At 71.2% G+C, this 26,880-nt stretch carries 24 protein-coding genes and 1 pseudogene; 10 read left to right on the top strand and 15 right to left on the bottom strand.

The window, feature by feature from the left end:
* Positions 1 to 98: 98 nt before the first annotated feature.
* From ABZ826_RS21255 to ABZ826_RS21230, 6 genes are all read right to left on the bottom strand, one after another.
* On the bottom strand, positions 99 to 1,451 hold the full coding sequence (locus tag ABZ826_RS21255) for a hypothetical protein (RefSeq protein WP_361450457.1): 1,353 nt from the start codon (positions 1,449 to 1,451) through the stop codon (positions 99 to 101).
* Positions 1,452 to 1,489: 38 nt separating this feature from the next.
* Complete coding sequence (locus tag ABZ826_RS21250) at positions 1,490 to 2,521, bottom strand: hypothetical protein (RefSeq protein WP_361450454.1); 1,032 nt, start codon at positions 2,519 to 2,521, stop codon at positions 1,490 to 1,492.
* 86 nt (positions 2,522 to 2,607) lie between these two features.
* Positions 2,608 to 3,561 (bottom strand): hypothetical protein, encoded by a 954-nt coding sequence (locus ABZ826_RS21245; protein WP_361450451.1) that lies wholly within the window; start codon positions 3,559 to 3,561, stop codon positions 2,608 to 2,610.
* A gap of 153 nt (positions 3,562 to 3,714) precedes the next feature.
* Positions 3,715 to 4,386 (bottom strand): peptidase, encoded by a 672-nt coding sequence (locus tag ABZ826_RS21240; RefSeq protein WP_361450304.1) that lies wholly within the window; start codon positions 4,384 to 4,386, stop codon positions 3,715 to 3,717.
* A 391-nt stretch (positions 4,387 to 4,777) separates the two neighbouring features.
* Positions 4,778 to 5,299: an ATP-binding protein gene (locus tag ABZ826_RS21235; protein ID WP_361450301.1), complete on the bottom strand. Its 522-nt coding sequence runs from the start codon at positions 5,297 to 5,299 to the stop codon at positions 4,778 to 4,780.
* 192 nt (positions 5,300 to 5,491) lie between these two features.
* On the bottom strand, positions 5,492 to 5,860 hold the full coding sequence (locus ABZ826_RS21230) for an STAS domain-containing protein (protein ID WP_361450298.1): 369 nt from the start codon (positions 5,858 to 5,860) through the stop codon (positions 5,492 to 5,494).
* A gap of 283 nt (positions 5,861 to 6,143) precedes the next feature.
* Here ABZ826_RS21230 and ABZ826_RS21225 point away from each other — a divergent pair, with 283 nt between their 5' ends.
* Positions 6,144 to 7,124, top strand: a complete 981-nt coding sequence (locus ABZ826_RS21225; RefSeq protein ID WP_361450448.1) for an RNA polymerase sigma factor SigF — start codon at positions 6,144 to 6,146, stop codon at positions 7,122 to 7,124.
* A gap of 247 nt (positions 7,125 to 7,371) precedes the next feature.
* On the opposite strand, the gene hutI is transcribed toward ABZ826_RS21225, so the two are convergent.
* The 4 genes from hutI to hutU form a co-directional block, all read right to left on the bottom strand.
* Positions 7,372 to 8,544 (bottom strand): imidazolonepropionase, encoded by a 1,173-nt coding sequence (gene hutI / locus ABZ826_RS21220; protein WP_361450295.1) that lies wholly within the window; start codon positions 8,542 to 8,544, stop codon positions 7,372 to 7,374.
* A gap of 197 nt (positions 8,545 to 8,741) precedes the next feature.
* Positions 8,742 to 10,127, bottom strand: coding sequence for a formimidoylglutamate deiminase (locus ABZ826_RS21215; protein WP_361450292.1), 1,386 nt, complete (start codon positions 10,125 to 10,127; stop codon positions 8,742 to 8,744).
* Positions 10,118 to 11,326: an allantoate amidohydrolase gene (locus ABZ826_RS21210; protein WP_361450445.1), complete on the bottom strand. Its 1,209-nt coding sequence runs from the start codon at positions 11,324 to 11,326 to the stop codon at positions 10,118 to 10,120. The genes ABZ826_RS21215 and ABZ826_RS21210 overlap by 10 nt, the downstream gene beginning before the upstream one ends.
* A gap of 194 nt (positions 11,327 to 11,520) precedes the next feature.
* On the bottom strand, positions 11,521 to 13,182 hold the full coding sequence (hutU, locus tag ABZ826_RS21205; protein ID WP_361450289.1) for a urocanate hydratase: 1,662 nt from the start codon (positions 13,180 to 13,182) through the stop codon (positions 11,521 to 11,523).
* Positions 13,183 to 13,462: 280 nt separating this feature from the next.
* Between hutU and ABZ826_RS21200 the strand changes: the two genes are divergently transcribed.
* From ABZ826_RS21200 to ABZ826_RS21185, 4 genes are all read left to right on the top strand, one after another.
* Complete coding sequence (locus ABZ826_RS21200) at positions 13,463 to 13,885, top strand: hypothetical protein (RefSeq protein WP_361450286.1); 423 nt, start codon at positions 13,463 to 13,465, stop codon at positions 13,883 to 13,885.
* 38 nt (positions 13,886 to 13,923) lie between these two features.
* A complete protein-coding gene (locus ABZ826_RS21195; RefSeq protein ID WP_361450442.1) occupies positions 13,924 to 14,661 on the top strand; it encodes a winged helix-turn-helix domain-containing protein in 738 nt (245 codons plus the stop codon).
* A 38-nt stretch (positions 14,662 to 14,699) separates the two neighbouring features.
* Positions 14,700 to 15,164, top strand: a complete 465-nt coding sequence (locus ABZ826_RS21190) for a roadblock/LC7 domain-containing protein (RefSeq protein WP_361450283.1) — start codon at positions 14,700 to 14,702, stop codon at positions 15,162 to 15,164.
* A gap of 69 nt (positions 15,165 to 15,233) precedes the next feature.
* Positions 15,234 to 15,608: a hypothetical protein gene (locus tag ABZ826_RS21185; RefSeq protein ID WP_361450281.1), complete on the top strand. Its 375-nt coding sequence runs from the start codon at positions 15,234 to 15,236 to the stop codon at positions 15,606 to 15,608.
* A 10-nt stretch (positions 15,609 to 15,618) separates the two neighbouring features.
* Here ABZ826_RS21185 and ABZ826_RS21180 read toward each other — a convergent pair whose 3' ends face one another.
* Complete coding sequence (locus ABZ826_RS21180) at positions 15,619 to 16,185, bottom strand: hypothetical protein (RefSeq protein ID WP_361450278.1); 567 nt, start codon at positions 16,183 to 16,185, stop codon at positions 15,619 to 15,621.
* Between the two features lie 140 nt (positions 16,186 to 16,325).
* Positions 16,326 to 17,177, bottom strand: coding sequence for a MurR/RpiR family transcriptional regulator (locus ABZ826_RS21175; protein ID WP_361450275.1), 852 nt, complete (start codon positions 17,175 to 17,177; stop codon positions 16,326 to 16,328).
* 411 nt (positions 17,178 to 17,588) lie between these two features.
* Here ABZ826_RS21175 and ABZ826_RS21170 point away from each other — a divergent pair, with 411 nt between their 5' ends.
* Both ABZ826_RS21170 and ABZ826_RS21165 read left to right on the top strand, forming a co-directional pair.
* Positions 17,589 to 19,034, top strand: coding sequence for a cytosine permease (locus tag ABZ826_RS21170; protein WP_361450272.1), 1,446 nt, complete (start codon positions 17,589 to 17,591; stop codon positions 19,032 to 19,034).
* Between the two features lie 78 nt (positions 19,035 to 19,112).
* Complete coding sequence (locus ABZ826_RS21165) at positions 19,113 to 19,532, top strand: hypothetical protein (protein ID WP_361450269.1); 420 nt, start codon at positions 19,113 to 19,115, stop codon at positions 19,530 to 19,532.
* A 390-nt stretch (positions 19,533 to 19,922) separates the two neighbouring features.
* Here ABZ826_RS21165 and ABZ826_RS21160 read toward each other — a convergent pair whose 3' ends face one another.
* A complete protein-coding gene (locus ABZ826_RS21160; RefSeq protein WP_361450266.1) occupies positions 19,923 to 21,329 on the bottom strand; it encodes a cystathionine beta-synthase in 1,407 nt (468 codons plus the stop codon).
* Positions 21,330 to 21,484: 155 nt separating this feature from the next.
* On the opposite strand from ABZ826_RS21160, the pseudogene ABZ826_RS21155 reads away from it, so the two are divergent.
* The 3 genes and pseudogenes from ABZ826_RS21155 to ABZ826_RS21145 form a co-directional block, all read left to right on the top strand.
* A pseudogene (locus ABZ826_RS21155) lies at positions 21,485 to 22,459 on the top strand (SGNH/GDSL hydrolase family protein); the annotation flags it as partial.
* 358 nt (positions 22,460 to 22,817) lie between these two features.
* On the top strand, positions 22,818 to 24,038 hold the full coding sequence (locus tag ABZ826_RS21150; protein ID WP_361450263.1) for an acetyl-CoA C-acetyltransferase: 1,221 nt from the start codon (positions 22,818 to 22,820) through the stop codon (positions 24,036 to 24,038).
* 454 nt (positions 24,039 to 24,492) lie between these two features.
* The gene (locus ABZ826_RS21145) at positions 24,493 to 25,323 is read left to right on the top strand and encodes a hypothetical protein (protein ID WP_361450439.1); all 831 of its coding nucleotides are present in this window, start codon (positions 24,493 to 24,495) and stop codon (positions 25,321 to 25,323) included.
* Between the two features lie 67 nt (positions 25,324 to 25,390).
* On the opposite strand, the gene ABZ826_RS21140 is transcribed toward ABZ826_RS21145, so the two are convergent.
* On the bottom strand, positions 25,391 to 25,708 hold the full coding sequence (locus tag ABZ826_RS21140; RefSeq protein ID WP_361450260.1) for a hypothetical protein: 318 nt from the start codon (positions 25,706 to 25,708) through the stop codon (positions 25,391 to 25,393).
* A 217-nt stretch (positions 25,709 to 25,925) separates the two neighbouring features.
* Entirely contained in the window at positions 25,926 to 26,813 is an 888-nt protein-coding gene (locus tag ABZ826_RS21135) for a Bax inhibitor-1/YccA family protein (RefSeq protein WP_361450257.1), read from the bottom strand.
* Positions 26,814 to 26,880 lie beyond the last annotated feature (67 nt).

Below are 26,880 nucleotides of genomic sequence, written 5' to 3'. Positions count from 1 at the left end.
CCGGTGCGGCGGCCCTTGTGGGTCCACCTCGTGCCGGTGAACCTCGTGCCCGTGAGCCTCGTGCCGGTGAATCTCGTGCCGGTGTTACGTGAGCGGGCTCACCTGGTGCCGCGCAGCCTGCGCCACGGGGTGAAGGTGAACACGGCGCCGCCCAGCAGGATCGCCGTCCCCGCGACCAGGCCGAGTGCGCGCAGGGTGCCGTTGTCCTCGGCCCCGGTGGCGGCCAGTCCGCCGCCGGAGGCCGTGCCGCCGGCCGCGGAGCCGGTGGAACCGCTGGAGCCCGCCGTGGTGGAACCGGAGGCGCCGCCCTGCTGGGCGGTGGTGTCGAGTTCCAGTGACGGGGTCACCGATCCCGTGACCTTGCAGGGGATGTTGATCTTCGAGCCGCCCAGGGTGACATCGATCGTCAGGGTGCCGGGGCTGAGCGTGGACTTCCCGGACGCGCCCGGCTTGTAGGTGCCGGTCATGTCGGACAGGTCGACCGGCTTGCCCTGCTCCAGCGGCGCGGCGTTGGCCGGTCCGGTGACCTTCACCGAGCCCTTGTCGGCGCCGCCGATGACGACGTCCATGGACGGCTTGAGCGCACCCGCGGGCAACGCGGCCGGGCTGTCCATCACGCCCTTGGCCGTCTTGACCGTGAGCGCGTAGCTCCCGCCGCTCTTCTTGGCGTTGATCGTCACCTTGGAGGCGATGTCGGCCGGTCCGGGGGACGTGCAGGTGAAGTGGACCGAGACCTCCTTGCCGGGGAAGTCGGTCTGACCGCTGCCGCCGCCGGAGCCCGAGGTGGCGCCGCCCGCGGTCGTGGAGCCGGACGACGTGCCGCCCGCCGCGGTCGTGGAGCCGGACGACGTGCCGCCCGCCGTGGTCGAGCCCGAGGTCGTACCACCCGCCGTCGTGGAACCGGAGGTGGAGCCGGAGGACGTACCCCCCGCCGTCGTGGATCCGCCGCCGTCCGTGACCTCGATGGTCGCGCCCGGCTGCACGGTCTCCTTCGGGGAGCACTTGGTGTCGGTGGAGATCGGCTTGGAGACGTTGATGTTGTACGCGTCCGGTGTGAGCGTGATTTCACCGGCCTTCTCCAGCTTCAGTGTGCCCTTCATGTCGGGCAGCACCATGGCGCTGTTCTTCGGGATCGGCGGGTTCTGCCGCGGCCCCTCCATCTGGAGGGTGCCCGTGGCCGCCCCGCCCACCTTGATCGTGCCGGTCGGCTTGACCGTGTCCTTGTCCAGATCGAGCACGTCGGGGTTCTTGGAAGCGGCCTCGACCGTCTTCCACACCACCTCGACGGTGTCCCCGACCTTGGCCTCGGCGGGCGCGGTCAACTGCACCACGGTGGTGCCCTGCACGGCCGGCAGCCCGGAGATGGCCGGGGGGATGCACTCCGTGCTGTACGAGATGTCGGCGGCCTGGGCCGGGCTCGCGGCCAGCAGCAGGCCCGCGCCGCCGAGCATCATCGCGACTCCTGCCGCGACCGTCCTGCGTTGCGTACTCACGAATGTCCCTTCGTCGTCGGTCTGTTCTCTGACGGTGCGGAATCCGGTGTGAACCACGGCAGCGTGGCCGTCGTGGTCGTGGGCGCGGCGGCGGGGCCCTCGGCGGGCCCCGCCGGGCGGCGCAGCTTCGGGAGCCTGGCGGTCACCTCGGTGAGTTGCGGGGGGCGACGGCGTCCGGAACGGGCCGGGGTGCGCGCGGAGCGGGGGCGTACCTTGTCGACGATCGCCATGCCGATGCGGAACACCGCGGCCGGTACGACGACGCACAGCAGGATCCAGAACAGCGTGACGCCCCAGGGGCGGCCGACCCCCCACGGCTGCTCGGCCAGGACCTTGCCGCCGTACTTCAGCGAGATCTGGTAGTCGCCGTGGGCGCCCGCCGTCAGTTCGACCGGCAGCTTGATCTGCGCCTTGCGGCCGGACTCGATGGTGCCGCGCCACTGCCGCTCCTCCCACTGCGGGGCGAAGACGCCGTGCGCGGTGCCGACCCGGAAGACCGGATCCTTGACGGGGGCGGAGCCCAGGTTGCCCACGGTGAAGACCAGTTGTCGGGAGGGCGGGGCGCCGAACCAGGTGAGAATGGAGCTGTCGCCCTCCAGCCGGGTGGTGGCCAGCACCGCGAGCCTGCCGCCTCCGGTCTCCTTCGGCAGCGCGGCGACCGGGTGGCCCGCGACGACGAACACGGCGTCGGCGGTGGCCTGTTCTCCGGTGACGGTCGCGACATGGACCACACAGGGGCAGGGCACGGGCGGCTCGGTGACCGGCATCTTCTTGCTGAAGGCGCCCGCAGTGCCGGTGGTGACGGCTCGGCCCTCGGCGTTGGCGCAGGAGTTGGTGCCGCCGATCACCCCGCGGTCGGGGGTGGACCGCCCGCAGATCAGCATCATCAGCAGCGTGTTCGGACGCCAGCCGCTGCCCTTGACGGTGATGTCACCGCCCTTGCCCGCCTGCTGCTTGGAGAGGGTGACCGAGGGCTTCGGGTCCGCGGCCCTCGTACCCGCCGCGACGGCGCCGGTCGCACAGAGCATCAGCAGGGCGGGCAGCAGTACGCCGAGCAGCGCGGCGGCCCACCGGTGCACGCCGCGGCGCAGTGGTGCCGGTCCGGCCTGTCCAGTCACGATTCCGCTCCCGCCTTCACCAAGTGCCTGCTTTCCGCGTGCTGTTGTTCGTCCGAGGGCGGTCCGGGGCGGCCGTCGTCGGCTCCGTCGTCGGCTCCGTCGGACGGCCGTCCGCGCGAGCGCCGGAGCCGGTACGCGTACGCTCCCGCCGCGACGGCGGCCAGGATCAGCAGCGCGCCGCCGGTCACCGGCAGCCAGGGGACGAAGACCGCACGGGCCGCCGCCTCGCTGTGCGCGCCGCCCGCCGCCGTGACGCGTAGCCGGACGGTCGCCGAGTCCAGGGCCGGGGCGTCCCGCCAGGGTTCGGCGAGCCTGACGCGCTGTCCGGGCAGCAGTTCCACCGGCGGCGTGCGGGCCTCGCGCCGCAGCAGCGTCCCGAACACCCCTTCGGCGCCGACGGTGATCCGCGGGGCCAGCACCGTGTTTCCGCGGTTGACCAGCGTGTAGTGGATCGTCCGCCCGGACACGCTCACGTCCTCGACGGTGAGCGCGGCCAGCGTCGGCCCGCCCACCCGCAGCTGGATCCGTACGCCCACCGAGCGGTCGCCGCCGCGTACGACGATCGCGCCGGGGTGGTCGCCCGGCGTCGCGCCCGTCGGCACCGTGACCGCGAACGGCACATCGGCGCGGGTACGGGCCGGCACGGTCACCTCGGCGGCGGCGGTCCGCAGCCAGGCACCGGTCCCGGTGGAGCCCGTGCCGCGGCGTACCCCGAAACCGCCGTCCTCGGTGTTGTACGCGTCGGCACCGCTCAGCCGCACGGTGAGCGGCGCCGTACCGGGGTTGGTGACGGAGAGCCGGTCCTGGAGGACGGCGCCGGGCGAGCCCTCCAGATAGAAGTACGGTCTGCCCTCGCCCGCCCCAAGACCGCTCACCGCGGGCCGGGCCGTCCACGCGGCGGCGTCCCCGGGCATCGGCGTCCGGGCCGCGGCACCGGCCACCGGCGTCATGGCGAGGACGAACAGCACTACGGTGAGGGCGAGTCGGGCGGCGTGACCGGGCGGCGACGGCATGGGCGGCTCCCTTGTGCGTGACGGCGGCTGGCTCGTGGGCGGCCGGGGCCTTTTCGGATCCGTCCCGATCCGAAGAAACGCCCCACTGCCCTATCGGCCCACGGCCCCCTGCCCGCGCCTGGTCAGCCAGAGCACTCCGGCCGCGCCGGTCAGCAGCACCGTGCCCCCGAGCGTGCCGAGCGCCACGGCCGAGTCGAGCGGGCCGGTCTTCGGCAGCTGCCCGCCGTTGTCCGCCGGGGTGCTCTGCGCGTTGCCCGCGGCCGTCACATCGAGCTGGAGCGACGGCCCCGGGTTGTTGGAGGGCGTACAGGTCGTGGTCGTACCGAGCGCCTTGATGGTGAGCACACCGGCGGTGAAGTCGACCTTGCCGCTCTTCTTCGGCGTGTACGTACCCGACAGATCGCTGATCTTGATGGGGGTGTTGGCGGGTATGGCCGCGGAGTTCGACGCCCCGGAGACCTGGACCTGGCCCGGGTCGGCGCCCCCGACCTTGATGACCGCGCTGGGGTTCATCGCCCCCTTGCCCAGCTCGACGGGGCTGGACGACACGCCCTTCTGGAAGGACATCGTGAGCTTGTAGCCACCGCCGCTCTTGACGCTCTTGATGTCGATCGGAGACACGGCGCTCTTGTCGCCGATCGGGGTCTTGCACTGGTAGTCGACGTCCACGACCGTGGCGTGGGCGGCGGGCGCGGCCATCAGCACCACCGTGCCCGCCAGCGCGGACGCCAGCGCGAGAGCTGTTCGCTTCTGGTAGGACACCTTGAGTTCCCCTCATGCCGGAAGTCGCCGCGCGCCGTCTCTCACCGACGCAAGTTACTGACGACACATCAGATCGGGCGCTCAAGGTACGCCTGGGGCCTTGTGGAGGGAAGACAAAGAGCGCGCCGATCCGGCGCGCTCTTCGAAGGTGCACATGCGGGGCCCCGCACCCCAGGGCCCGACGGGGTGCCGGGCGTCGCGCGCCCGGCAGGATGCGCCGGACGCGACCGAAGGGCTGTCCCGTGATCCCTGGCGGGCGCGCGACAACAGCTACGGCACCTCGCCGCGTTGTCGGAACATCCGCATGCATCCACTATGTGGACGTTCCTCCGCCTTGCGACCACCGCATCCGACGCCGCGCGCCGATCCACCACGGATGACGGGACAGCCCTCAGGCGGGGGCGGCCAGCTCCGCCCAGACGGTCTTGCCGGCCCGGTCCGCCACCCGCAGGACGCCCCAGTCCAGGCAGAGCCGCTGCACGATGAACATGCCGTGCCCGCCGGGCCGCCCGGCCCGGTGCGGGGTGCGCGGCGCGGGCTGGCCCGCGCCCGAGTCGACGACCTCCACCCGCAGCACCTTCGCCGTGCAGGCGATACGCAGTTCCTCGGGGCCGTCCGCATGCAGACAGGCGTTGGTGACCAGCTCGGAGACGACCAGCAGGACATCCTCGGCGGCGGCGCGTCCGTCGGCGCTCGACGCGGGAAGCCAGCCCCAGTCATGGAGGGCCTGGCGGGCAAAGTCGCGAGCCGTCGGCACGATGCCGGCGATTCCCCGCAGCGACAACGTGCGCCACTGCCGCTCGGCCGGCTCGGGGGGTGCCGCGCCGGCGTCCGCGTTCTCGCGTGCGCCCGCTCCGGCGTCCCCCGGCTCGCGGCCGAGGTCGCCCGGCGGATGCTGCCGGGTGGTGCTCATCAGCGCTTCACCTCACCGATTCACCATGTCACCATCGAACAGTTACAAGTACAGATACAGAGTGCGCGGGTCACCCGAGGGCCCCGCCGGGTGTCTTCTGCCCGGCCGAATCGTGACAACACCCACTTCACCCACGTGGACCGCGTGACACGGGCAACACAGGAGGCACCCGGGCCGCGGAACACGCCACGATCAGGCGTCCAGGGCCTCTTCGAGGGAGTCGTGGACGGTGAAGACCGCCTCGGCCCCGGTGATCTCGAAGACCCGCGCCACCACCGGCAGCATTCCGGCCAAATGCACCCCTCCCCCGGCCGCCTCCGCCTTGAGGCGGGCACCGAGCAGCACATTGAGCCCGGTGGAATCACAGAATTCGAGTCGCGAGCAGTCGACCACCAGGCGTACTCGCCCTTGTTCGACCGCGTTCTCCAGGGGCTCCCGCAGCAGATCCGCCGTGTGGTGATCCAGCTCACCCACCGGCGTCACGACCTCGCTGCACCCCTCGGTGCGGGCCTCGACCTGAAGCCGACCCCGGTTCGCACTGCCGACCGTCCCGCGGTCCATGACCGTCCCTCTTCGCCGTTCGTCACTGCCTGCGTCTCTGCGTATGCAGATTCGTTGTAGCTGTCGCTCACGTCACTGAAACAGTACGCGTTCCGTACGCCACGCGGTACCCGAAGACCTCAACAAACCGGACATATAGCCCCAATTGGAGCTTGTAACTGCCTGTCCGAACCGGGTAAGGGTAGGGGGACACCCAAAACACGGCCGGCTTCGGAGGCGCCGCTTCACCGCAGGAACACGTATGGGCATCGGCAGCCATATGCCGAGAACGATGGAGGAGACCATGTCACCCCGGCTCGACGCACCGCGCACGCACGACGCGACGTCAGCATGTCCTCAGGGACCGACCCCCTCGGACTCCCCTGCCGCGAACGCCGGAGACGGCACGCGCAACAGCGACATCAGCACCATCGGCGCGGACACCACCGCCGGCCTCGACGACCACGGCGTCACCGTCGGTCTCGAAGGACTTCCCGAGATCCCGCCCTACGACGAGGTGGGGCCGCTGGACGCCAGGGCCCTGTCGAAGACGCTCTTCGAACGGCTCGAATCCCTCGAAGAGGGCACCCACGAGTACGCGTACGTCCGCAATACGCTCGTCGAACTGAACCTGGCCCTGGTCAAGTTCGCCGCCTCCCGGTTCCGTTCCCGCAGTGAACCGATGGAGGACATCGTCCAGGTCGGCACCATCGGCCTGATCAAGGCGATCGACCGCTTCGAGCTCAGTCGGGGCGTGGAGTTCCCGACGTTCGCGATGCCGACCATCGTCGGTGAGATCAAGCGCTTCTTCCGTGACACCAGTTGGTCCGTGCGCGTCCCGCGCCGGCTGCAGGAGCTGCGGCTCGACCTGGCCAAGGCGGGCGACGAGCTCGCCCAGCAGCTGGATCGTTCACCCACCGTGGGCGAGCTCGCCGACCGCCTCGGCATCACCAACGACGAGGTCGTCGAGGGCATGGCCGCGAGCAACGCGTACACCGCGAGTTCGCTGGACGCCAAGCCCGAGGAGGACGACCACGAAGGCGCGCTGGCCGACCGCATCGGCTACGAGGACCACGGACTCGAAGGCATCGAGTACGTCGAGTCCCTGAAGCCGCTGATCGCCTCGCTGCCAGGCCGTGACCGAACGATCCTCTCGCTCCGGTTCGTCGCCAACATGACGCAGTCGGAGATCGGTGAGGAGCTGGGCATCTCGCAGATGCATGTGTCGCGGCTGCTCTCCCGCACACTGGTCAAGCTCCGCAAGGGGCTGACGCTGGAGGAATGACGGGCAGCTCGCGTGCCCGCGGAACACCCGCGCGCGGCATACCGCGAGCCCCCCTTGCGGAAGGACCCGCGTCGGCAACGAGCGGGTCCTTCCGCATGTGTGACGCCGTGTCACGGGCGCCGGATGAGCGGGCTCCCGGCCACCCTGGGCGGATTTCGACGGGCTCCCGACCGCAGGGGCGCCGGATGCGCGGGCCCCAGCCGCACGGGTGCCGGTTCCACGGGCTCCCGGCTGCGGCGGCACGGACTCAGACGACGCGTTCGCCGTGCTGCCAGACCGCGTGGACCAGGGGGACGCCCGGCCGGTAGGCGAGGTGGACATGGCTGGGTGCGTCGAGGAGGACCAGGTCGGCGCGGGCGCCGGGGGCGATGCGGCCGATGTCCGTACGGCGCAGGGCCGCCGCGCCGCCCGCGGTGGCGGACCAGAGGGCCTCGTCCGGGGTCATGCCCATGTCGCGTACGGCGAGGGCGATGCAGAAGGGCATGGAGGACGTGAACGACGAGCCCGGGTTGCAGTCGGTGGAGAGCGCGACGGTGGCGCCCGCGTCGAGGATGCGGCGGGCGTCCGGCCAGGCGGCGCGGGTGGAGAACTCGGCGCCGGGGAGCAGGGTGGCGACGGTGTTGCCGTGGGCCAGGGCGTCGATGTCCGCGTCGGTGAGATGGGTGCAGTGATCGGCGGACGCGGCGTCGAGCTCGACGGCGAGCTGGACGCCGGGGCCGTGGCCGAGCTGGTTGGCGTGGACGCGGGGGTGCAGGCCCTTGGCCCGGCCGGCGGTGAGGACGGCGCGGGCCTGGTCCCCGTCGAAGGCCCCCTTCTCGCAGAAGACGTCGACCCAACGGGCGTACGGGGCACAGGCGTCGAGCATCGCTCCGGTGACCAGGTCGACGTAGCCGGCCGGGTCGTCGGCGTAGTCCGGGGAGACGATGTGGGCGCCGAGGTAGGTGACCTCCTCGGTGTGCCGGGCGGCGATACGCAGGGCGCGGGCCTCGTCCTCGACGGTGAGGCCGTAGCCCGACTTCGTCTCGATGGTGGTGGTGCCCTGGCGCAGCGCCTCGGCGAGGTAGCGCGCGACGTTGGCGGAGAGTTCTTCGTCGGTGGCGGCGCGGGTGGCCGCGACCGTGGTCCTGATGCCGCCCGCGCTGTAGGCGCGGCCGGACATCCGGGCGTTGAACTCCTCGGTGCGGTCGCCCGCGAACACGAGGTGGGAATGGGAGTCCACGAAGCCGGGGATCGCCGCCCGGCCGCCCGCGTCGACGGTGTTGTCAGTGGCGGGTGCTTTGCTTGACTCACCGGTCCAGACGACCCGGTCGCCCTCGATGACGACGGCCGCGTCCTGGATCAGACCCAGGGGGGAATCCGCGCGGAGGGAGGGGTCGTTGGTAACCAGACTGGCGATGTGGGTGATGGCGGTCGTCGTCATGGGGAGACTGCTCTCCTTGGGGATCGGCTTGCGGGGCGGCCTGTGGCAGGGCCTGCGGGGAGCGGGTCGGGACGCCGCCCCTCATCTCGGTCTCGGGGCCGGAGGCGCCGCCCCCGAGCCCCCCGGATCCAGGGGGCTCGGGGGCGGCGATCCGTGGGCCGGGAGACCGGGGATCGCCGGTCTCCGGGCCGGCTCGTTCAGCGGTGGAGTGCGGCGATCGCCGAAGCGAGCGCCGCGGGGACATCCTCGACCAGCGTGTGCCGCCCGTCGCGGACGGTGTGCCGGCCTGCCACGACCGTGTGCCGCACATCGGCTGCGGAGGCGGCGAATACAGCTGTCTCGGCAGCCAGCCGCGGCACCGGCCCCGCTGTTCTGACGGAGTCCAGGGCGACGGTCGTCAGGTCGGCGGGGGCCCCCGGTTCGAGGATGCCCGCCTCGGGCCGGCCGAGCGCGGCATGTCCGTCGACGGTCGCGGCGCGCAGCAGGGCGGCCGCCGTCCAGTGACCGCGCGCCCGGGTGCGCAGGCGTTCGTCGAGCTCCATCGCCCGAGCCTCCTCGAAGAGGTCGATCACGGCGTGGCTGTCGCTGCCCAGGGAGAGCGGCGAGCCGGCGCGCTGGAGGGCCGCGGCGGGACCGATTCCGTCGGCGAGGTCGCGTTCCGTGGTCGGGCACATGCAGGTGCCCGTCGCCGAGGCGCCGAGGAGCGCGATGTCCTCACCGGTCAGATGGGTGTTGTGGATGCCGGTGGTGCGCGGGCCGAGGACGCCGTGATCGGCGAGCAGCCGGGTGGGGGTGCAGCCGTGGGCGACGAGGCAGGCGTCGTTCTCCGCGGTCTGTTCGGAGAGGTGGACGTGGAGCGGGGCCTGCCGCTCCTCGGCCCACGCGGCCACGGTGGCGAGCTGCGCGGCCGGGACGGCGCGCACGGAGTGGACGGCCGCGCCGATCAGGGCGTGGTCGCCGCCCTTGAGGAGGGAAGCGCGTTCCGCCCAGGCGTCGGCGGTGGTGTCGGAGAAGCGGAGCTGGTGGTGGTCGGGCTGCTGGTACTGGGTGGGGCGCCGGCCGAATCCGGCGGAGAGATAGGCGGTGTCCAGCAGCGTGATCCGGATACCGGCCTCGCCCGCGGCCGCGATCAGCGCCTCGCCCATGGCGTTCGGGTTGTCGTAAGGGGTGCCGCCCGGCGCGTGGTGCAGATAGTGGAATTCGCCGACCGCGGTGATGCCGGCCAGGGCCATCTCGGCGTACACGGCACGGGCGAGGTCGTAATAGGAATCGGGGGTGAGCCGGGCGGCGATCTGGTACATGGTCTCGCGCCAGGTCCAGAAGGTGCCGGAGCCGACCTGGACGGTGGAGCGCAGGGCACGGTGGAAGGCGTGCGAGTGGGTGTTGGCGAGCCCGGGGAGGGTGAGTCCGCGCAGCACGGTGGCCCCCGGCGGCGGGGTGGCGACGCCGGTGCGCACGCCCGCGACGATCCCGCCGGACACGTCCAGGGCTACGCCCGGCTCGACATGGGTGCCGAGCCAGGCGTGGGACAACCAGTACGTCACGGTGACGGGCCTGCCCGTCGGCTCCGTTGTCAGCTGCACGCGAGACCTTCCAGTACATCGGCGAGTGCGATCACCCCGGCCACGCAGTCGTCCTCGGCGGCGTGCTCGGCCGGCGAGTGCGAGATACCGGTGGGGTTCCGTACGAACAGCATGGCGGTCGGGACCGAAGCGGACAAAATACCCGCGTCGTGTCCGGCTCCGGTGCCGAGGACGGGTACGGCCCGGTCCACCTCGCCCCGGCCCCCGAGGATCTTGCCGAGTTCGTCGCGCAGGGCGTGCTCGAACTCCACGACGGGCGTGAAGGACTCCCGTACGACGTCGAGGTCGATCCCGGCCCGCTCGGCGTGTTCCCGGGCGGCCCGCTCGATGCCGCCGACCACGGCGTCGAGGCGGTCCTGGTCGGCGGCACGGGAGTCGAGCCAGCCACGGACGAGGGAGGGGATGGCGTTGACACCGTTCGGCTCGACGGCGACCTTGCCGAAGGTGGCGAGGGCTCCGGCGAGCTCCGCCTCGCGGCGCGCCGCCAGCACCGTCTCGGCGTACGTGAGCATCGGGTCGCGGCGGTCCGCCAGCCGGGTGGTGCCCGCGTGGTTGGCCTCGCCCCGGAAGTCGAACCTCCAGCGCCCGTGCGGCCAGATCGCGGAGGCGATGCCGACCGGGTCGCCGGTGAGGTCGAGGGCGCGACCCTGCTCGACATGGAGCTCGACGAACGCGCCGATGCGGGCGAGCCGTTCGGGGTCGGGGCCGATGGCGTCCGCGTCGTATCCGGCCGCCTCCATGGCCTGCGGCAGCGTGATGCCGTCGCCGTCGCGGAGCCGGTGGGCCGCCTCGACGGCCAGTTGTCCCGCCGCGAGCCGGGAGCCCACACAGGCCAGTCCGAAACGGGCCCCCTCCTCGTCGCCGAAGTTGCTGATGGCCAGCGGCCGGGTGAACTCAGCTCCCCTGCGGCGGAGTTCGTCGAGCGCGGCGAAGGAGGAGACCACGCCGAGCGGCCCGTCGAAGGCGCCGCCGTCCGGCACGGAGTCGAGGTGCGATCCGGTGACGACGGCGTCCCCGGCCAGGGGGTCACCGAGCCAGGCCCACTGATTGCCGTTCCGGTCGACCTCATGGGTGAGTCCGCGCGCCTCGGCCTGGGCGCGGAACCAGGCGCGGCAGTCGGCATCGGCCCCGGTCCAGGCGTAACGGCGGTAGCCGCCGCTGTCCTGATGCCGGCCGATGGGTGCCAGCTCCCGCCACATGGCCCGGAACGACGCTCCGGCCCCGGACGGCCGGATTCCGGCGTCTGCCACGGCCCCGGCTGTGACCCCGGACTGCCGGGTGCCCCCCATGGCCGCAGCCCCGGCTCCCGCCCCGGACGGCCGAGTCCCGGCCCCGGACGAGGGGACGCCACCACTGCGGCTTCCGCCCGCGGCTCCGGCCCCGGACGGCTCGCTCATCGTTCGTCCTCCGTCATCGGTACGCGCACGCCCTTGTCCGCGGCGACCGACTCGGCGATGTCGTAGCCGGCGTCCACGTGCCGGATGACGCCCATGCCCGGGTCGTTGGTGAGCACACGGCGGATCTTCTCGCCCGCCAGCTTCGTACCGTCGGCGACGGTCACCTGCCCGGCGTGGATGGAACGCCCCATCCCGACGCCGCCGCCGTGGTGGATGGAGACCCAGGAGGCCCCCGACGCCACGTTGACCATGGCGTTCAGCAGCGGCCAGTCGGCGATCGCGTCGGACCCGTCGAGCATGGCCTCGGTCTCCCGGTACGGGGAGGCCACGGAGCCGCAGTCCAGGTGGTCGCGCCCGATGGCCAGCGGAGCGGCCAGTTCACCGCTCGCCACCATGTCGTTGAACCGCTCACCGGCCCGGTCGCGCTCGCCGTAGCCGAGCCAGCAGATCCGGGCGGGCAGTCCCTGGAAGTGGACGCGTTCACCGGCCATCTTGATCCAGCGGTGCAGCGACTCGTTCTCCGGAAAGAGTTCGAGCATCGCCTTGTCGGTCTTGTGGATGTCCGACGCCTCGCCGGACAGGGCGGCCCAGCGGAACGGCCCCTTGCCCTCGCAGAAGAGCGGCCTGATGTAGGCGGGCACGAATCCGGGGAAGTCGAACGCCCGGTCGTATCCGGCGAGTTGGGCCTCACCGCGGATCGAGTTGCCGTAGTCGAAGACCTCGGCCCCGGCGTCCATGAAGCCGACCATCGCCTCGACGTGCCTGGCCATCGACTCCCGTGCGCGCTGCGTGAAGTCGGCGGGCTTCTCGGCGGCGTACGAGGCCATGTCGTCGAAGTCGACACCGAGCGGGAGGTAGGAGAGCGGGTCGTGCGCGCTGGTCTGGTCGGTGACGATGTCGATCGGCGCGCCCTCGGCGAGCATCCGCGGCAGCAGCTCCGCCGCGTTGCCCAGCAGACCGATGGACAGCGGTTTACGGGCGTCACGGGCCTCGGTGGCCAGCTGGAGTGCGTGCTCCGGGGAGTCGGCGCGCACGTCCAGGTAGCGGTGCTCGATCCGGCGCTCGATGGCACGCGGATCGCAGTCGATGCAGATCGCGACGCCGTCGTTCATGGTCACGGCGAGCGGCTGGGCGCCGCCCATACCGCCGAGTCCGGCGGTCAGGGTGATCGTTCCGGCCAGCGTCCCGTTGAACTTCTTGGCCGCGACGGCGGCGAACGTCTCGTACGTGCCCTGCAGGATGCCCTGCGTACCGATGTAGATCCACGATCCGGCGGTCATCTGGCCGTACATGGTGAGCCCGAGCGCCTCCAGGCGGCGGAACTCCTCCCAGTTCGCCCAGTCGCCCACCAGGTTGGAGTTGGCGATCAGGACCCGCGGCGCCCACTCGTGGGTCTGCATGACGCCGACCGGACGCCCGGACTGGACGAGCATCGTCTCGTCCTGCTTGAGCGTCCGCAGTGTGCGCACCATCGCGTCGAACGAGCGCCAGTCGCGGGCCGCCTTGCCGGTGCCGCCGTAGACGACGAGCTTGTCGGGATGCTCGGCGACCTCGGGGTCGAGGTTGTTCTGCAGCATGCGCAGAGCGGCCTCCTGCTGCCATCCCAGGGTGCTCAGTTCCGTACCGCGCGGCGCCCGTACGGGGCGGGGTCCTGACATGGCGATGCCTCCTCGTGTATGTAAATCTTCTATTCACATACTGATGAACTGAATACTCATAGTCAACAGCTTCGCGCCGACACCGTGGAGCGACGACACCCGCCCCCTGTGTGCTGGGACGTTCCGGCACAGCTCCCGCGCCCTCCGAAGATCCTTCGTACCTGTGTCCGAAGATCCGTTGCGCATGTACCTATGGAAAATGCCAGAACTCCCGCCCGGCGCGGGCACGTTGCGTAGCCTCTGGGTCACAGCCGTACGCCACGTCGGGAGGGGAGTGCGCGTGCCCGGAATCGACGAGTGCCTGCTCGAAGTCATGAGGCTGCCCGGCGCCCGCGGCGCCGCGGTGGTCGACTGGACGAGCGGCCTCGCCCTCGGCACCATCGGCGAATCGCCCAACGGCGACCACGAGGCCACCGCCGCGGAGACCGCCGAGGTCGCGAGGATGGCGGCCGAGCAACCCGCCTTCGCCCTGGAGGCGACCGGTCCGTCGGCCGCGTTGCCGGACGAGGCGGTTGGCGGATCGCCACCCCCCGTCGAGGACGTCATCGTCACCACCCGCACCGGGTACCACATCCTCCGTTTCGTCGAGACCGCCTTCGACAGCAGCGTCTTCGTCCATCTCTGGCTCGATCGCGCGGAGGGCAATCTGGCTCTCGCCCGGATCCGGCTGGGCAAAATGGCCGAGCGGCTGGTCCTGGCGTGAGGACGGCCACCCCCGCCGACGTCACGGCCCTCTCCCCCATGCTGCGGCGCCTCGCCGCCGAGCGCGCCACCGGCGCCCTGATCCGCGACCACGGCACCCTCTACCTCGCCGAGGGCCAGGTGGTGCACGCCGAAAGCCCGGCGACCCCCGGCATCGACATCCTGCTCACCACGGGCGGCGCCCTGCATCGCGACGGCTGGTGGGAGGCGGTCACGAGGGCGGGCGCCGGACAACGGGTCGGCCGCCATCTGGTGGACAGCGGGAGGGTGCCGGCCGGGACGCTGGAGCTGTGTCATCTGGGCGCGCTGTACGACGCCGCGTTCTTCGCGCTGGCGCCCACCCGGGCCCCGGCACGCTTCCGCCACGGGGTCTCGCACTGGATCGGCACCGTCCGCCCCGTCCCCGTCGACGCCGTGCAGCGCGAGACCTTCCGGCGCCGCGAGCTGCTGGAGCGGATCTGGCCCGACGCGATGACCGACAGCGGACCGCTGGTGCGGACGGACCGTTCCGTCGACGCACCCGTTCCGCCGGGCCGGCGCCGCGTGCTCGATCTCGTGGACGGGGCGCGTACCGCGTCGGACATCGCCCAGGAGCTGGGCAGGCCGGCGTTCCACGTCCTGGTCGGTCTGCGGCGCCTGGCCGCGGCCGGACTGGTCGAGGCGGTACGGAAGCCGTCGGCCGCGACCGATTCCGGCCGGATCCCGCTTCCCGAGGTCACGGCCGACCCCGACGTCGCCCTGCTGCGCCGGCTCCGAGACGCATTGGAGGCCCTGTGATACGCGCGCTCAGACAGCGTGCCGGAAGGAGACAGCTGATGGTGCCCGAGGCCGAAGTGCAGGATGTCCTGGCCGAGCTCCAGCGGTTACGGGCCCGGGTCCCGCTCCTTTCCGGCGCCCTGGCGGCCAGCACCGACGGTCTCATCCTGGCCCATGACACCCCGGGCATGGAGGCGGAGGGTGTCGCCGCACTGACCGCGGCCGCGCTCGGCGTCGCGATCCGGATGGCGGACGCGACCGGCCGGGGTGGCTTCCGTGAACTTCTCGTACGCGGCGAGACCGGCTACATCGCGACGTACGCCGCGGGCTCCTCGGCCATCCTCACACTGCTGGCCGAGGACCGGATCAACGTCGGCAGGCTCCATCTGGAGGGCCGCCGGGCGGGCGCCCGCATCGGCGAACTGATCGACACCGCGATGGAACGCGCCGCGCACCCGGCACCCCCGGCCCGCGCCCCCGAACAGCCCACCCCGCAGCCCGGCCCGCTGCCGCGCCGCACGTAACACCACATGCCCCGGAGACAACCCAAGGAGCCGGTCGACCCGGCCGGCCAGGAAAGGAAACGACTGCACATGGCGAACACCGAAGCGTCACTCAAGGAAGCGATGTCATCCATCGAGGGCACCGTCGCTGTCGCCCTCGTCGACTACACCAGCGGAATGGCGCTGGGCACCCTCGGCGGCGGCAAGGACTTCAACCTGGAGGTCGCGGCGGCGGGCAACACCGATGTCGTACGCTCCAAGCTCCGCACCATGGAACACCTCGGGCTCAAGGACGAGATCGAGGACATCCTGATCACGCTCGGCACCCAGTACCACCTGATCAGGCTGCTCAAGGCCCGTGGCAGCAACGGTCTTTTCCTGTACCTGGTGCTGGACGCGCAACGCGCCAACCTGGCAATGGCCCGCCACCAGCTGAAGCGGATCGAGACCGAGCTGGAGGTCTGACCCGGCGGCCTCAACGGTGACGCCGCGCCCCGCCGGGCGCGGCGTCACCCGCCATCGGCCCGGTGGTGCGATACCCCTTCACCTGCTTGCCCGCGGGCCGCCCGCGCTCCACCCAGTCGGTCCGCACCCAGTACAGGACGTCGTCCCGGCGCTCGCGCTGCCCGATCCTGACGGCCTTGAGCCACAGTCCGGCCCCCGCCCCCGCGAGGACCAGGCCGCCGGCTCCGGGCAGCAGGAAGGCACTCGCCACCGCCACCAGGAACGCCCCGAGCAGCCACCACCGGTGCCCGCGCCGCCAGTTGCGTACGGTCACGGCCCGGTCCTGGAGGAAGTCGGACCGTCCGGCGCGGGTGGCGCCCCCGGCCAGTTCCGCGTACCGCCGGCCGCGTTCGAGCGCCACCGCGGCCGCCGTGATCAGGAACAGCGCCGCCCCGGCCAGCAGCCCGATCCGGCGCCCGGTGAGTCCCGGCACCAGTGCGCCGATCGCCGCGGCGAGCAGCCCCGGCCACCACAGCGGTGCGGCTCCGGCCCGTACGATCACGGCCACCCTCGCCAACGACTGCGCTCCGCGCCCCACGTCCGTACCCCTCTCCACAGCTCCTACTGGTCCTTCCGGGCCGGGAGATTAATAGCCGTACATGAGTGGTGTCTGAGAATCGTCGAGGCTGGTGGGGCCACCCTCGACACCTGATCCCCATCGGGCCGTCGCCACCGCCGTCACTCGACGAACAGCCCTCGCGCCACGGCCCTCGCATCGAACTCCTCCAGCCGCGCCTGCGCGTCGGGCAGGTCGTCGCACATCGCCTCCAGCAGCACCCGCCCCAGCAGCATCGGCGCACACGCGGTGTCGAAGGCGAGCCCGGTGCCGACGGCGGCCGGGATCAGCAGGTCGCTGTGCGCGGCCACCGGAGCGAACGCCGAATCGGCGACCGCCACCACGGCCAGGCCCTGTTCCCGGGCGTACGCGAGAGCGTCCACGACCTCCTTCGGGTGCCGGGGCAGCGCGAAGCAGATCAGCGCGGTGGCACCCGCCCGCCGCGCGGCGTCGATCCGGTCGTGCAGCATGCTGCCGCCCTCGTCGAGCACCCGCACATCGGGATGCACTTTGGCCGCGAAGTACCCGAACCCGCGCGCCTGCGAGGAGGCGGCCCGCAGGCCGAGCACCGGCAGCGGCCGGGAGGCCGCCAACAGCCTGCCCGCGCGTTCGACGGGCCCGGGGTCGGCGAGCAACTCGGCCAGATGCCGCAGATTCTCGATCTCGCCGAGGACGGCCTGCTGGTACTCGTTGTACGCGTCTTCTTCGCCGCCGCCCCCCGGTACGGACTCGGCGGGGGCGACCTCCCGCAGGTGTCTGCGGAGCGCCGGATAGCCGTCGAACCCGAGTGCCACGGCGAACCGGGTGACGGACGGCTGGCTGACCCCGGCGAGTTCGGCCAGCTCCACGCTCGACAGAAACGGCGCGTCCCCGGCCCTGCGCACCATCGAGTGCGCGATGCGCCGTTGTGTCGGTGTCAGCCGGCGCCCCTCGAAGAGCTGCTGCAGTCGTGCGGCAGGGCTGCTCTCGCTCATACCGTCCCCCTCCAAAATCCCGTGTACTGGTCGAGCAGCTCCCCGGCCGCGACCTCTCCATCATCGGTGAGTGGCCGGGCCCGGCCCGCGGGGCCGACGGAGCCGGAAGCCCGGAAGGGGCCTGCGATCCCGGGCGGGGGGTCCCCGAAGTCCCCGGAGTCCGTCACATGGGACGACATCCTGCGCAAACGCGTCCTGTCCGGGCGCCTCATCTCACTCCTCGGGCCTCTGTAACCAGTGTTTTACTCCAAAGTATTGACAATCTATTCAAGGAAGAAGAAGTCTGCATGACTATATGCAGCCGGGGCGGCTGACGACCTTGATCGGTTCGGCGCGGTGGACGAGCGTTTCCCGAACGGCACCACGGCAGTTCACGACCTCGGCCTCAGCCTCAGGAAGGGAGCCCGACCCATGGCAGGCCTGCTCGAACAGCGCTCCATCGATGTCGTGCCGGACGACGAACGTCACGGCACCGCGTTCAGCCAGTTCACGCTCTGGCTCGGCGCCAATCTCCAGATCACCGCCGTCGTCACCGGCGCGCTCGCGGTCGTCTTCGGCGGCGGCGCGTTCTGGTCGGTCATCGGCCTGGCGCTGGGCAATCTGCTCGGCGGAGCCGTGATGGCCCTGCACTCCGCGCAGGGCCCGCGCCTGGGGCTGCCGCAGATGATCCAGTCCCGCGCGCAGTTCGGGGTCAAGGGCGCGGTGATTCCGCTGGCCCTGGTGATCGTGATGTACGTCGGCTTCTTCGCCAGCGGCAGCGTGCTGGCCGGTCAGGCAGTGGGGGAGCTCACCCACCTCGGCGAGACACCCGGCATCGTCATCTTCGCGCTGGTCACCGCCCTGATGGCGGCGATCGGCTACCGCGTCATCCACATGCTCGGCCGGGTCGCCGGGGTGATCTGCGCGGTCGCCTTCGTCTATCTCGGCATACGGCTGCTCGACCGCATCGATCTCGGAGCCGTCCTCGCCGACCGCGCCTTCGATCTGCCGATGTTCCTGCTCGCGGTCTCGCTCGCCGCGTCCTGGCAGTTGGCGTTCGGCCCGTACGTCGCCGACTACTCCCGCTATCTGCCGCGTACGACCAGTGCCCGCGCCACCTTCTGGTGGACTCTCTCCGGCTCGGCGCTCGGCTCCCAGTGGTCCATGGTCTTCGGCGTGCTGGTCGCGGCCACCGCCGGGGACGCCTTCCTGGCGGGCCAGGTCGGCTATGTCGTCGCCCTGGGCGGGACCGGCCTGATCGCCTCGTTCCTGTACTTCGTGATCGCGCTCGGCAAGCTGACCATCAATGTCCTGAACACCTACGGCGGCTTCATGTCGCTGGTGACCAGCATCAGCGGTTTCCGCGGTCAGAAGACCCTCTCCCCACGCGGCCGGGCTCTCTACATCACGGGCATCATGGTTGTCGGCACGGTCGTCGCCCTGCTCGGCAAGGACAGCTTCCTCGCCTCCTTCAAGGACTTCCTGCTCTTCCTGCTGACCTTCTTCACCCCGTGGTCGGCGATCAACCTGGTCGACTACTACCTGATCTCCCGGGAGCGGTACGACATCCCTGCCCTCGCCGATCCGCGCGGCCGGTACGGCGCATGGCGCTGGGACGCGCTGACGGTGTACGGGATCGGGCTGGTCGCCCAGCTGCCGTTCCTCGCGACGCACTTCTACACCGGACCGCTGGTCGGGCCGCTGGGCGGCGCGGACATCTCGTGGGTGGTCGGCCTGGTCGTACCGGCACTGCTGTACTGGCTGCTCGCCCGCCGCGACACCACGCACATTCCCGAGCACACGATCCTCCCCGCCCAGGCGGCCTCGGGCGAGGACAGCGGGGCCGGGACCACCGGTACGGCGGCCGCCCGCACGTAGCCGGAAGAGACACGCAGCCGGGAAAGAGGGGGGTTAGCCCCACTGACCCCGGCGCCACCGATTCGTACCGTCAAGGACATGGATACCCGTGACCCTGAGCTCAAGAACGAGCTCGATGCCACCCTGCACGCCCGTAGTGAGCTGGGTTCGGATTACGAGTCCGCGCTCGTCGAGTCCTTCCTGGAGAAGGTCGAGCAGCGCCTCGACACCACGCTCGATCGCCGCGTACGGCGTCATCTCGCCGAGCAGCAGGTGAGCGTCGCCAGGGGTGCGCGTACGCCGCAGCCCATGGGGAACTTCGGCGAACGCTACGGCTTCGGGATCATCTCGCTGGTCCTGGCCATCCCGCTGTCGGCGATCGGCGCCGCGGCCGCCCATACGGCGGGCCTGGTCGTCGTCTGGCTCGGGATCGTCGCTGTCAACGCCGTCCACGCTGCCCGGAACTGGCCCTGGTTCCAGCGCCGTCCCCGGCGCACGGAGTCCGACTGGGAGGACTGAGGGCCGCGGGAGGCCCGCGCCCGCGTTCAGGCGCACCTCGCGCACCACGCGCGTTCAGACGTGTATCGCGCATCGCGCGCGGGCGTACGGGTATGTCGCGGGGACCGCCGCACCCCTGGTTTCCCAGGGGGCGGGACGACGGCGGTCCCCGCGAGGGACACGGTCCGGGTCAGCGCCGGTCACCGCGTCCGGGCGACGGTGGAGGTCCGGGAGCCGCTCCGTAGTCCGTGTCGCCGTATCGGGTGCCGGCGGGTTCCCCCGCCGACACCCATCAATGTGCCGGACCCGTGTTAAGCCGGTGCTGCGCGTACGTGTCGTGCTCGTACCGATTTCACGAAGCCCGGCCTCGCGGGCCGTTACGCCTCGCCGGCCACCACGGCTCCCCGGCCGTTACGGCTTCCCGGTCGCCGCGTCCTTGGCGAGGAACGCCAGCAGGTCCTGCCGGCTGACCACGCCCTTCGGCTTGCCCTCCACCAGAACGATCGCGGCGTCCGCCGCGTTCGTGCCGCCGAGCACCGACATCAGGTCCTCGACCGGTTCGCCGGAGCCGACCTGCGGCAGCGGCGGCGACATGTGCTTCTCCAGCGGGTCGGAGAGGGAGGCGCGCTGCGCGAACAGCGCGTTCAGCAGCTCGCGTTCCACGACCGAGCCGATGACCTCGGCGGCCATCACGTCCGGGTGGCCCGCGCCCGGCTTCACGATCGGCATCTGCGAGACGCCGTACTCGCGCAGGACGTCGATCGCCTCGCCGACGGTCTCCTCGGGGTGCATGTGGACGAGCGTCGGGATCGGGCCGTCCTTGTGGTCGAGCACGTCGCCGACGCGCGCGGACGGGCCGGTGCCCTCCAGGAAGCCGTAGTCGGCCATCCACTCGTCGTTGAAGATCTTGCTCAGATAGCCGCGGCCGCTGTCGGGCAGCAGCACGACGACCACGTCGTCCGGGCCCAGCCGCTTCGCGACCTCCAGGGCGGCGACGACCGCCATGCCGCAGGAGCCGCCGACCAGCAGCCCCTCCTCCTTGGCGAGGCGGCGGGTCATCTGGAAGGAGTCCTTGTCGGACACGGCGACGATCTCGTCCGTGACCGTCCGGTCGTACGCGCTCGGCCAGAAGTCCTCGCCGACGCCCTCGACGAGGTAAGGCCGCCCCGAGCCGCCGGAGTAGACCGAGCCCTCCGGGTCCGCGCCGACGACCTTGACCGAGCCGCCGCTGATCTCCTTCAGGTAGCGGCCGGTGCCGGTGATGGTGCCGCCGGTGCCGACGCCCGCGACGAAGTGGGTGATCTTCCCGTCCGTCTGCTCCCACAGTTCGGGACCGGTGGTCTCGTAGTGGGAACGCGGGTTGTTCGGGTTGGAGTACTGGTCGGGCTTCCAGGCGCCGGGCGTCTCGCGGACGAGCCGGTCGGAGACGTTGTAGTACGAGTCGGGGTGCTCGGGATCAACGGCCGTCGGGCAGACGACGACCTCGGCACCGTAGGCGCGCAGCACATTGATCTTGTCCGTGGACACCTTGTCCGGGCAGACGAAGATGCACTTGTACCCCTTCTGCTGGGCGACGATCGCCAGGCCGACGCCCGTATTGCCACTCGTCGGCTCGACGATCGTGCCGCCGGGCTGCAGCTCGCCGCTCTGCTCGGCGGCCTCGATCATGCGCAGAGCGATGCGGTCCTTGACCGAACCGCCGGGGTTGAAGTACTCGACCTTGGCCAGGACCGTCGCCTGGATGCCGGCCGTCACACTGCGCAGCCTCACCAGCGGGGTATTGCCTACGAGACTGATCAACGAATCGTGGAATTGCACCGTGTACTCCGGGGTCTCCGAGATGGTCCGGCAAGGGTATGCGTACGGACGCGAGATTGGGCGAAGCGATTGAGCGGCGGTCGCCGCGGGGCAGTTAGCTGTATGTACGGCGGTACGGCAACGAGGAGGTGGACCGGACTGTGTCGAGGGCAAGGGTGGCACGGCGGATCGCGGCGGGCGCGGCCTACGGCGGCGGCAGCATCGGGCTGCTCGGCGCGGCGGCGGTAGGCGTACTGCTGGCGGAGGTCCAGCTGGCGAAACGGCAGGTGGGCGGTGGCGTCGCACCGGTGCCGCCGAGCGCGGACGGGCGGTACGGGGTGGCGTTCGCCGGCCCGGCGGACCCGTTGCAACTGGGGTTGCTGGGCGACTCGACGGCGGCCGGACAGGGAGTGCGCCGGTCCGGGCAGACCCCGGGGGCACTGCTGGCGTCGGGGCTCGCGGCGGTGTCGGAACGTCCGGTGGATCTGCGCAACGTGGCGCAGCCGGGCGCCCGGTCGGACGATCTGGAGCGGCAGGTCTCGCTGCTGCTCGCCGACCCGTCCCGTACGCCCGATGTCTGCGTGATCATGATCGGGGCCAACGATGTGACACACCGGATGCCCGCCACCCAGTCGGTGCGCTGTCTGACCACCGCGGTACGCAGGCTGCGTACGGCCGGTGCGGAGGTGGTGGTGGGCACATGCCCGGATCTCGGCACGATCGAGCCGGTCTATCAGCCGCTGCGCTGGCTGGCCCGGCGGGTGAGCCGGCAGCTGGCGGCGGCACAGACGATCGGTTCGGTCGAGCAGGGCGGGCGCACGGTGTCGCTGGGCGATCTGCTGGGGCCGGAGTTCGAGGCGAATCCGCGGGAGCTGTTCGGGCCGGACAACTACCACCCGTCGGCGGAGGGGTACGCCACGGCGGCGATGGCGGTCCTGCCCACGCTCTGCGCGGTCCTGGGGCTGTGGCCGGAGTCCGACCGGCTGGACGGTGCCCGGCGCGAGGACATGCTGCCGGTGGCCAAGGCGGCCTCCCAGGCGGCCAGGGAGGCCGGTACGGAGGTCACGGGGGCCCGAGCGCCCTGGGCGCTCCTCAAGCACCGCAGGCGGCGGCGTCTGCCCGCGGCCACGGAGCCCCATCCGCACCCGGAGACGCACGAGGAACCGGAGCCGGACGCGCACGAGGACCCACGCGTGGGCCCGCCCGCGGACTCGCGCACGGAGACACCTCTGGAGACCCCTGCGGAGACACACGGGGAACCGCACGGAGAGCCGCATGGACGGCCGGACGGGCGGTCGCGGGGCGGGACGGGCGAGGAGGCGAGCGAGGAGGTGAGCGAGGAGACAAGTGGGGAGACGCACAATCTCCCGGCCAATTGATCGACTGAGCGGTTGCTTAGAAAAGAGGTCGGCGTCACATGCGCTGCCCGGTGACCCAGCATCTACGTACAGGTAACTTCCAAGTCAGCACCTGCCAGAACCCGCCTTCCAGCCCTCATGGAGCCGCGTGATGCCCGAAGCCGTGATCGTCTCTGCTGCCCGTTCCCCCATCGGCCGGGCCTTCAAGGGTTCACTGAAGGACCTGCGCGCGGACGACCTGACCGCCACGATCATCCAGACCGCGCTGGCCAGGGTTCCCGAGCTGGACCCGAAGGACATCGACGACCTGATGCTCGGCTGCGGCCTCCCCGGTGGCGAGCAGGGCAACAACCTGGGCCGCATCATCGCCGTACAGATGGGCATGGACCACCTTCCCGGCTGTACGGTCACCCGCTACTGCTCGTCCTCCCTGCAGACCAGCCGGATGGCGCTGCACGCCATCAAGGCCGGCGAGGGCGACGTCTTCATCTCGGCCGGTGTCGAGATGGTGTCCCGCTTCGTGAAGGGCAACTCCGACAGCCTGCCGGACACGCACAACCCGCTGTTCGCCGACGCCGAGGCCCGCACCGCGGCCCGCGCCGAGCAGGGCGGCGACGACTGGCGCGACCCGCGCGAGGACGGCCTGGTCCCGGACGCGTACATCGCGATGGGGCAGACCGCGGAGAACCTGGCCCGACTCAAGGGCGTCACCCGTCAGGACATGGACGAGTTCGGCGTGCGCTCGCAGAACCTCGCCGAGGAAGCCCTCAAGAACGGCTTCTGGGAGCGCGAGATCACTCCGGTCACCACCCCGGACGGCACGGTCGTCTCGAAGGACGACGGGCCGCGCGCAGGCGTCACCCTGGAGGGCGTGCAGGGCCTGAAGCCGGTCTTCCGTCCCGACGGCCGGGTCACCGCGGGCAACTGCTGCCCGCTCAACGACGGCGCCGCCGCGCTCGTGATCATGTCCGACACCAAGGCGCGCGAGCTGGGCCTGACCCCCCTGGCCCGGATCGTCTCGACGGGCGTCTCCGGCCTCTCCCCCGAGATCATGGGGTACGGGCCGGTGGAGGCCAGCAGGCAGGCGCTGAAGCGGGCCGGGCTGACCGTCGACGACATCGACCTGGCCGAGATCAACGAGGCGTTCGCCGCCCAGGTGATCCCCTCCTACCGCGACCTCGGTCTGCCGCTGGAGAAGGTCAACGTCAACGGTGGCGCCATCGCCGTCGGTCACCCCTTCGGCATGACCGGCGCCCGGATCACCGGCACGCTGATCAACAGCCTTCAGTTCCACGACAAGCAGTTCGGCCTGGAAACCATGTGCGTGGGCGGCGGCCAGGGCATGGCGATGGTCATCGAGCGGCTGAGCTGAGCTGCAGCGGAGGGTAGGGGGCGCCTGAGGAACGAAGGCGGCACCTGCCCACAGCGAAAGCGAAGCGAACGCGACCACAGAACCGAGCGGCTGAGCTGAGCTGCAGCGGAGGGTAGGGGGCGCCTGAGGAACGAAGGCGGCACCTGCCCACAGCGAAAGCGAAGCGAACGCGACCACGGGCTCCAGCACGACCACAAGATCGAGTGGCTGAGCAGTGGCCGGTTCCGAGCCCCGACCGTGACCGAATCTCCCCCAGGATGTGACCTATCTCCTGGGGGAGACGCATTCTCGCAGGTCACACCCGTAACAGGGTTAAACCCCAGGCCCAAAGACCTGTCCAATTCGTGACGTAATGCACTGACACCGGGCGCAGGTAGAGGACAAGCTGAGGTAGGAAGTCGGGGGATCGATTGAAACCGGGAGTATGTCAGTGAGCGCCATGTCTCTTGCCCTGTTGCTGACCACCGCCGCCGCCACGGCCGTGGGCGCTGCCGCTCTGCACGCCGCTCACGGGCTGCGCAAGCAGATCACGGCCCTTCGGACGGAGCTGACCACGGCCCGCGCCCACGACGTCGCCGTGCCCGCGCAGAGCCGCAACGACATCACCCCAGCCGCCGAGATACGCGCGGCGGTCGCCGAAGCACTGGCCGAGGAGCGGGAGCGCGAACTCGCCGAGGCCCGCGCCTTCTGGGCCTCCCAGGAAGCGCGCGATGCCGCCGACGCCCCGTCCCTGCTGGGCGGTCTGACCGGGATCGGTGAGGACGTGCCGTTCTTCCTGCCGCGCCAGGCCGACTTCGCGGGCCTGGAGGCCATGGACTTCGAAGCCACCGAGGCGCTCGAAGAGCTGACGGAACTGACCGAGCTGGCGGACGTGACCGAGCTGCCCGAGACGGCGGAGTTCGCCGAGGACTCCCCCGAACTGGCCGCGGCCCGTCGCCGCCACCCCTCGCACCCCGACTTCGTACCGGTGCAGACCCCGGTCGTCACCGACCACGAGCGCACCGTGAACCGGCTGGAAGAGCTCGCCGACAGCCGTACGGAGCTCGCGGATGTGCGTCCCGGCCCGCTCGGCACCCTCGATGTCTATGTCTTCGCCGACGGCACCACGCTCTGTATGACCCCCGGCCACCGCGAGACGGCCGAGCGGCTGGCCGAAGCACTGCACGCGGGCGAGCACCCCGTTCTGCTGGGCGGCTCCGGCGTCTCCGGCGCGTACGCCCTGACGTTCTCCTGCGGCAAGGAGAACGTCTACATCCTCGCCGACCGCGTCATCGCCTCGTTCTAGACCCCGGGTCCTCCGGGCGGGGCGGCTCTCGCCGGCCACCGCCTCCGGGCCCACCGCCCGCCCGCGGCTACGCGAACGCCCGCGCAGCCGCCTCCGCCACGAATTGCACGGCCTCGTCCAGCTCAGCTGACGGGGCCGTTTCCAGTGCCACCGCCAAGTCACGACCCGCTACGGCGAGTTGGTCGCCGATCGCGAAGATCCCGGCGTCCGGCAGGATCCGCGGCTCCCGGTCCGGCGCCTCGATGCGCTGGGCCCGCACAGCCAGCTCTCTGGCCGTGGCCAGCCCTTCGGCAGCGGCTCCACGCTGCAGCCGGCTCTGCGGGGCGGCGCGCAGCCGGTCGGCGAATCGGTCCACGGCGGTGATCAGCGGGGTCGTATCGAGCACTCCGCGACCCTACGCGCCCTCCCGGGACGGTCGCCAACGGGCCGACGCTCGGGCACGGCGCCGGGAAGGACCGGCGACGTGCGAAGGCACTCATCCGCGAGCACGACCTCGCAAGGGCCGCGCGCGAGCTGCTCCAGCACCCCCCGGCCCCAAAGACGCGGGACGGCCCGCAGGCGGTGCCTGCGGGCCGTTCCGTATCGCGACGCGGGGCCGTACGTCAGTCGTCGCCGCTGAGGATGGAGAGCAGACGCAGCATCTCCAGGTAGATCCACACCAGGGTCATGGTGAGGCCGAAGGCCGCCAGCCAGGACTCCTCGCGCGGAGCGCCGTACGCGATGCCGTCCTCGACCTGCTTGAAGTCCAGGGCCAGGAAGCACGCGCCGAGCACGATCCCGATGACGCCGAAGAGAATGCCGAGGCCACCGCTGCGGAAGCCCAGGCCGTCACCGCCACCGAAGACGGCGAACAGCAGGTTGACCACCATCAGGAGCATGAAGCCCATGGCGGCGGCCATCACGAAGCCGTAGAAGCGGCGGGTGACGCGGATCCAGCGCATCTTGTACGCGAGCAGCACACCGGCGAAGACACACATGGTGCCCATCACCGCCTGCATCACGACGCCCGGCCCGATGTACGTGCTGACCGCGCTGGAGATCACTCCGAGGAAGACGCCCTCGAAGGCCGCGTACGAGACGATCAGCGCCGGGGACGGCCTGCGCTTGAAGGACTGGACGAGCGACAGGACAAACGCCACCAGGGCGGCGCCGATCGCGATGCCGTAGGACTTGCCGAGATTGGCCTCGTCGACCGGCAGCAGGGCCCAGGCGAGCGTGGCACCGAGCACCACGGTGCCCAGCGTGATCGCGGTGCGCGTGACGACGTCGTCGATCGTCATCGCACCGGAACGCACCGGTGCCTGCGGAACGCCGTACTGGGTGTCCTGCTGGGCGTAGGGGTTGGTGGCGTACGGGTTGGCGGCGGTGCCCTGCGCGTACGGGTTGGCACCCGCGACGGGGGCCCCGGCCTGCGGCGCCGTATTGAAGCCCGCGTATCCGTTGTCGCGGCTGAAGCCCCGTCGCGAGAAGACCGGGTTGCTGCTCCTCATCTCACTCCTCCATGGCCACCCTGCGTGGCCTTCCCACAAGAGTAATGGGTAGGCAAAGGGATCAGAC

Origin of the sequence: Streptomyces sp. NPDC047515, assembly GCF_040643055.1 — a bacterium.
Classification (GTDB): Bacteria; Actinomycetota; Actinomycetes; order Streptomycetales; family Streptomycetaceae; genus Streptomyces.
Note: the sequence above shows the minus strand (reverse complement) of the source record. Positions and strands in the feature narration are given on the sequence as shown.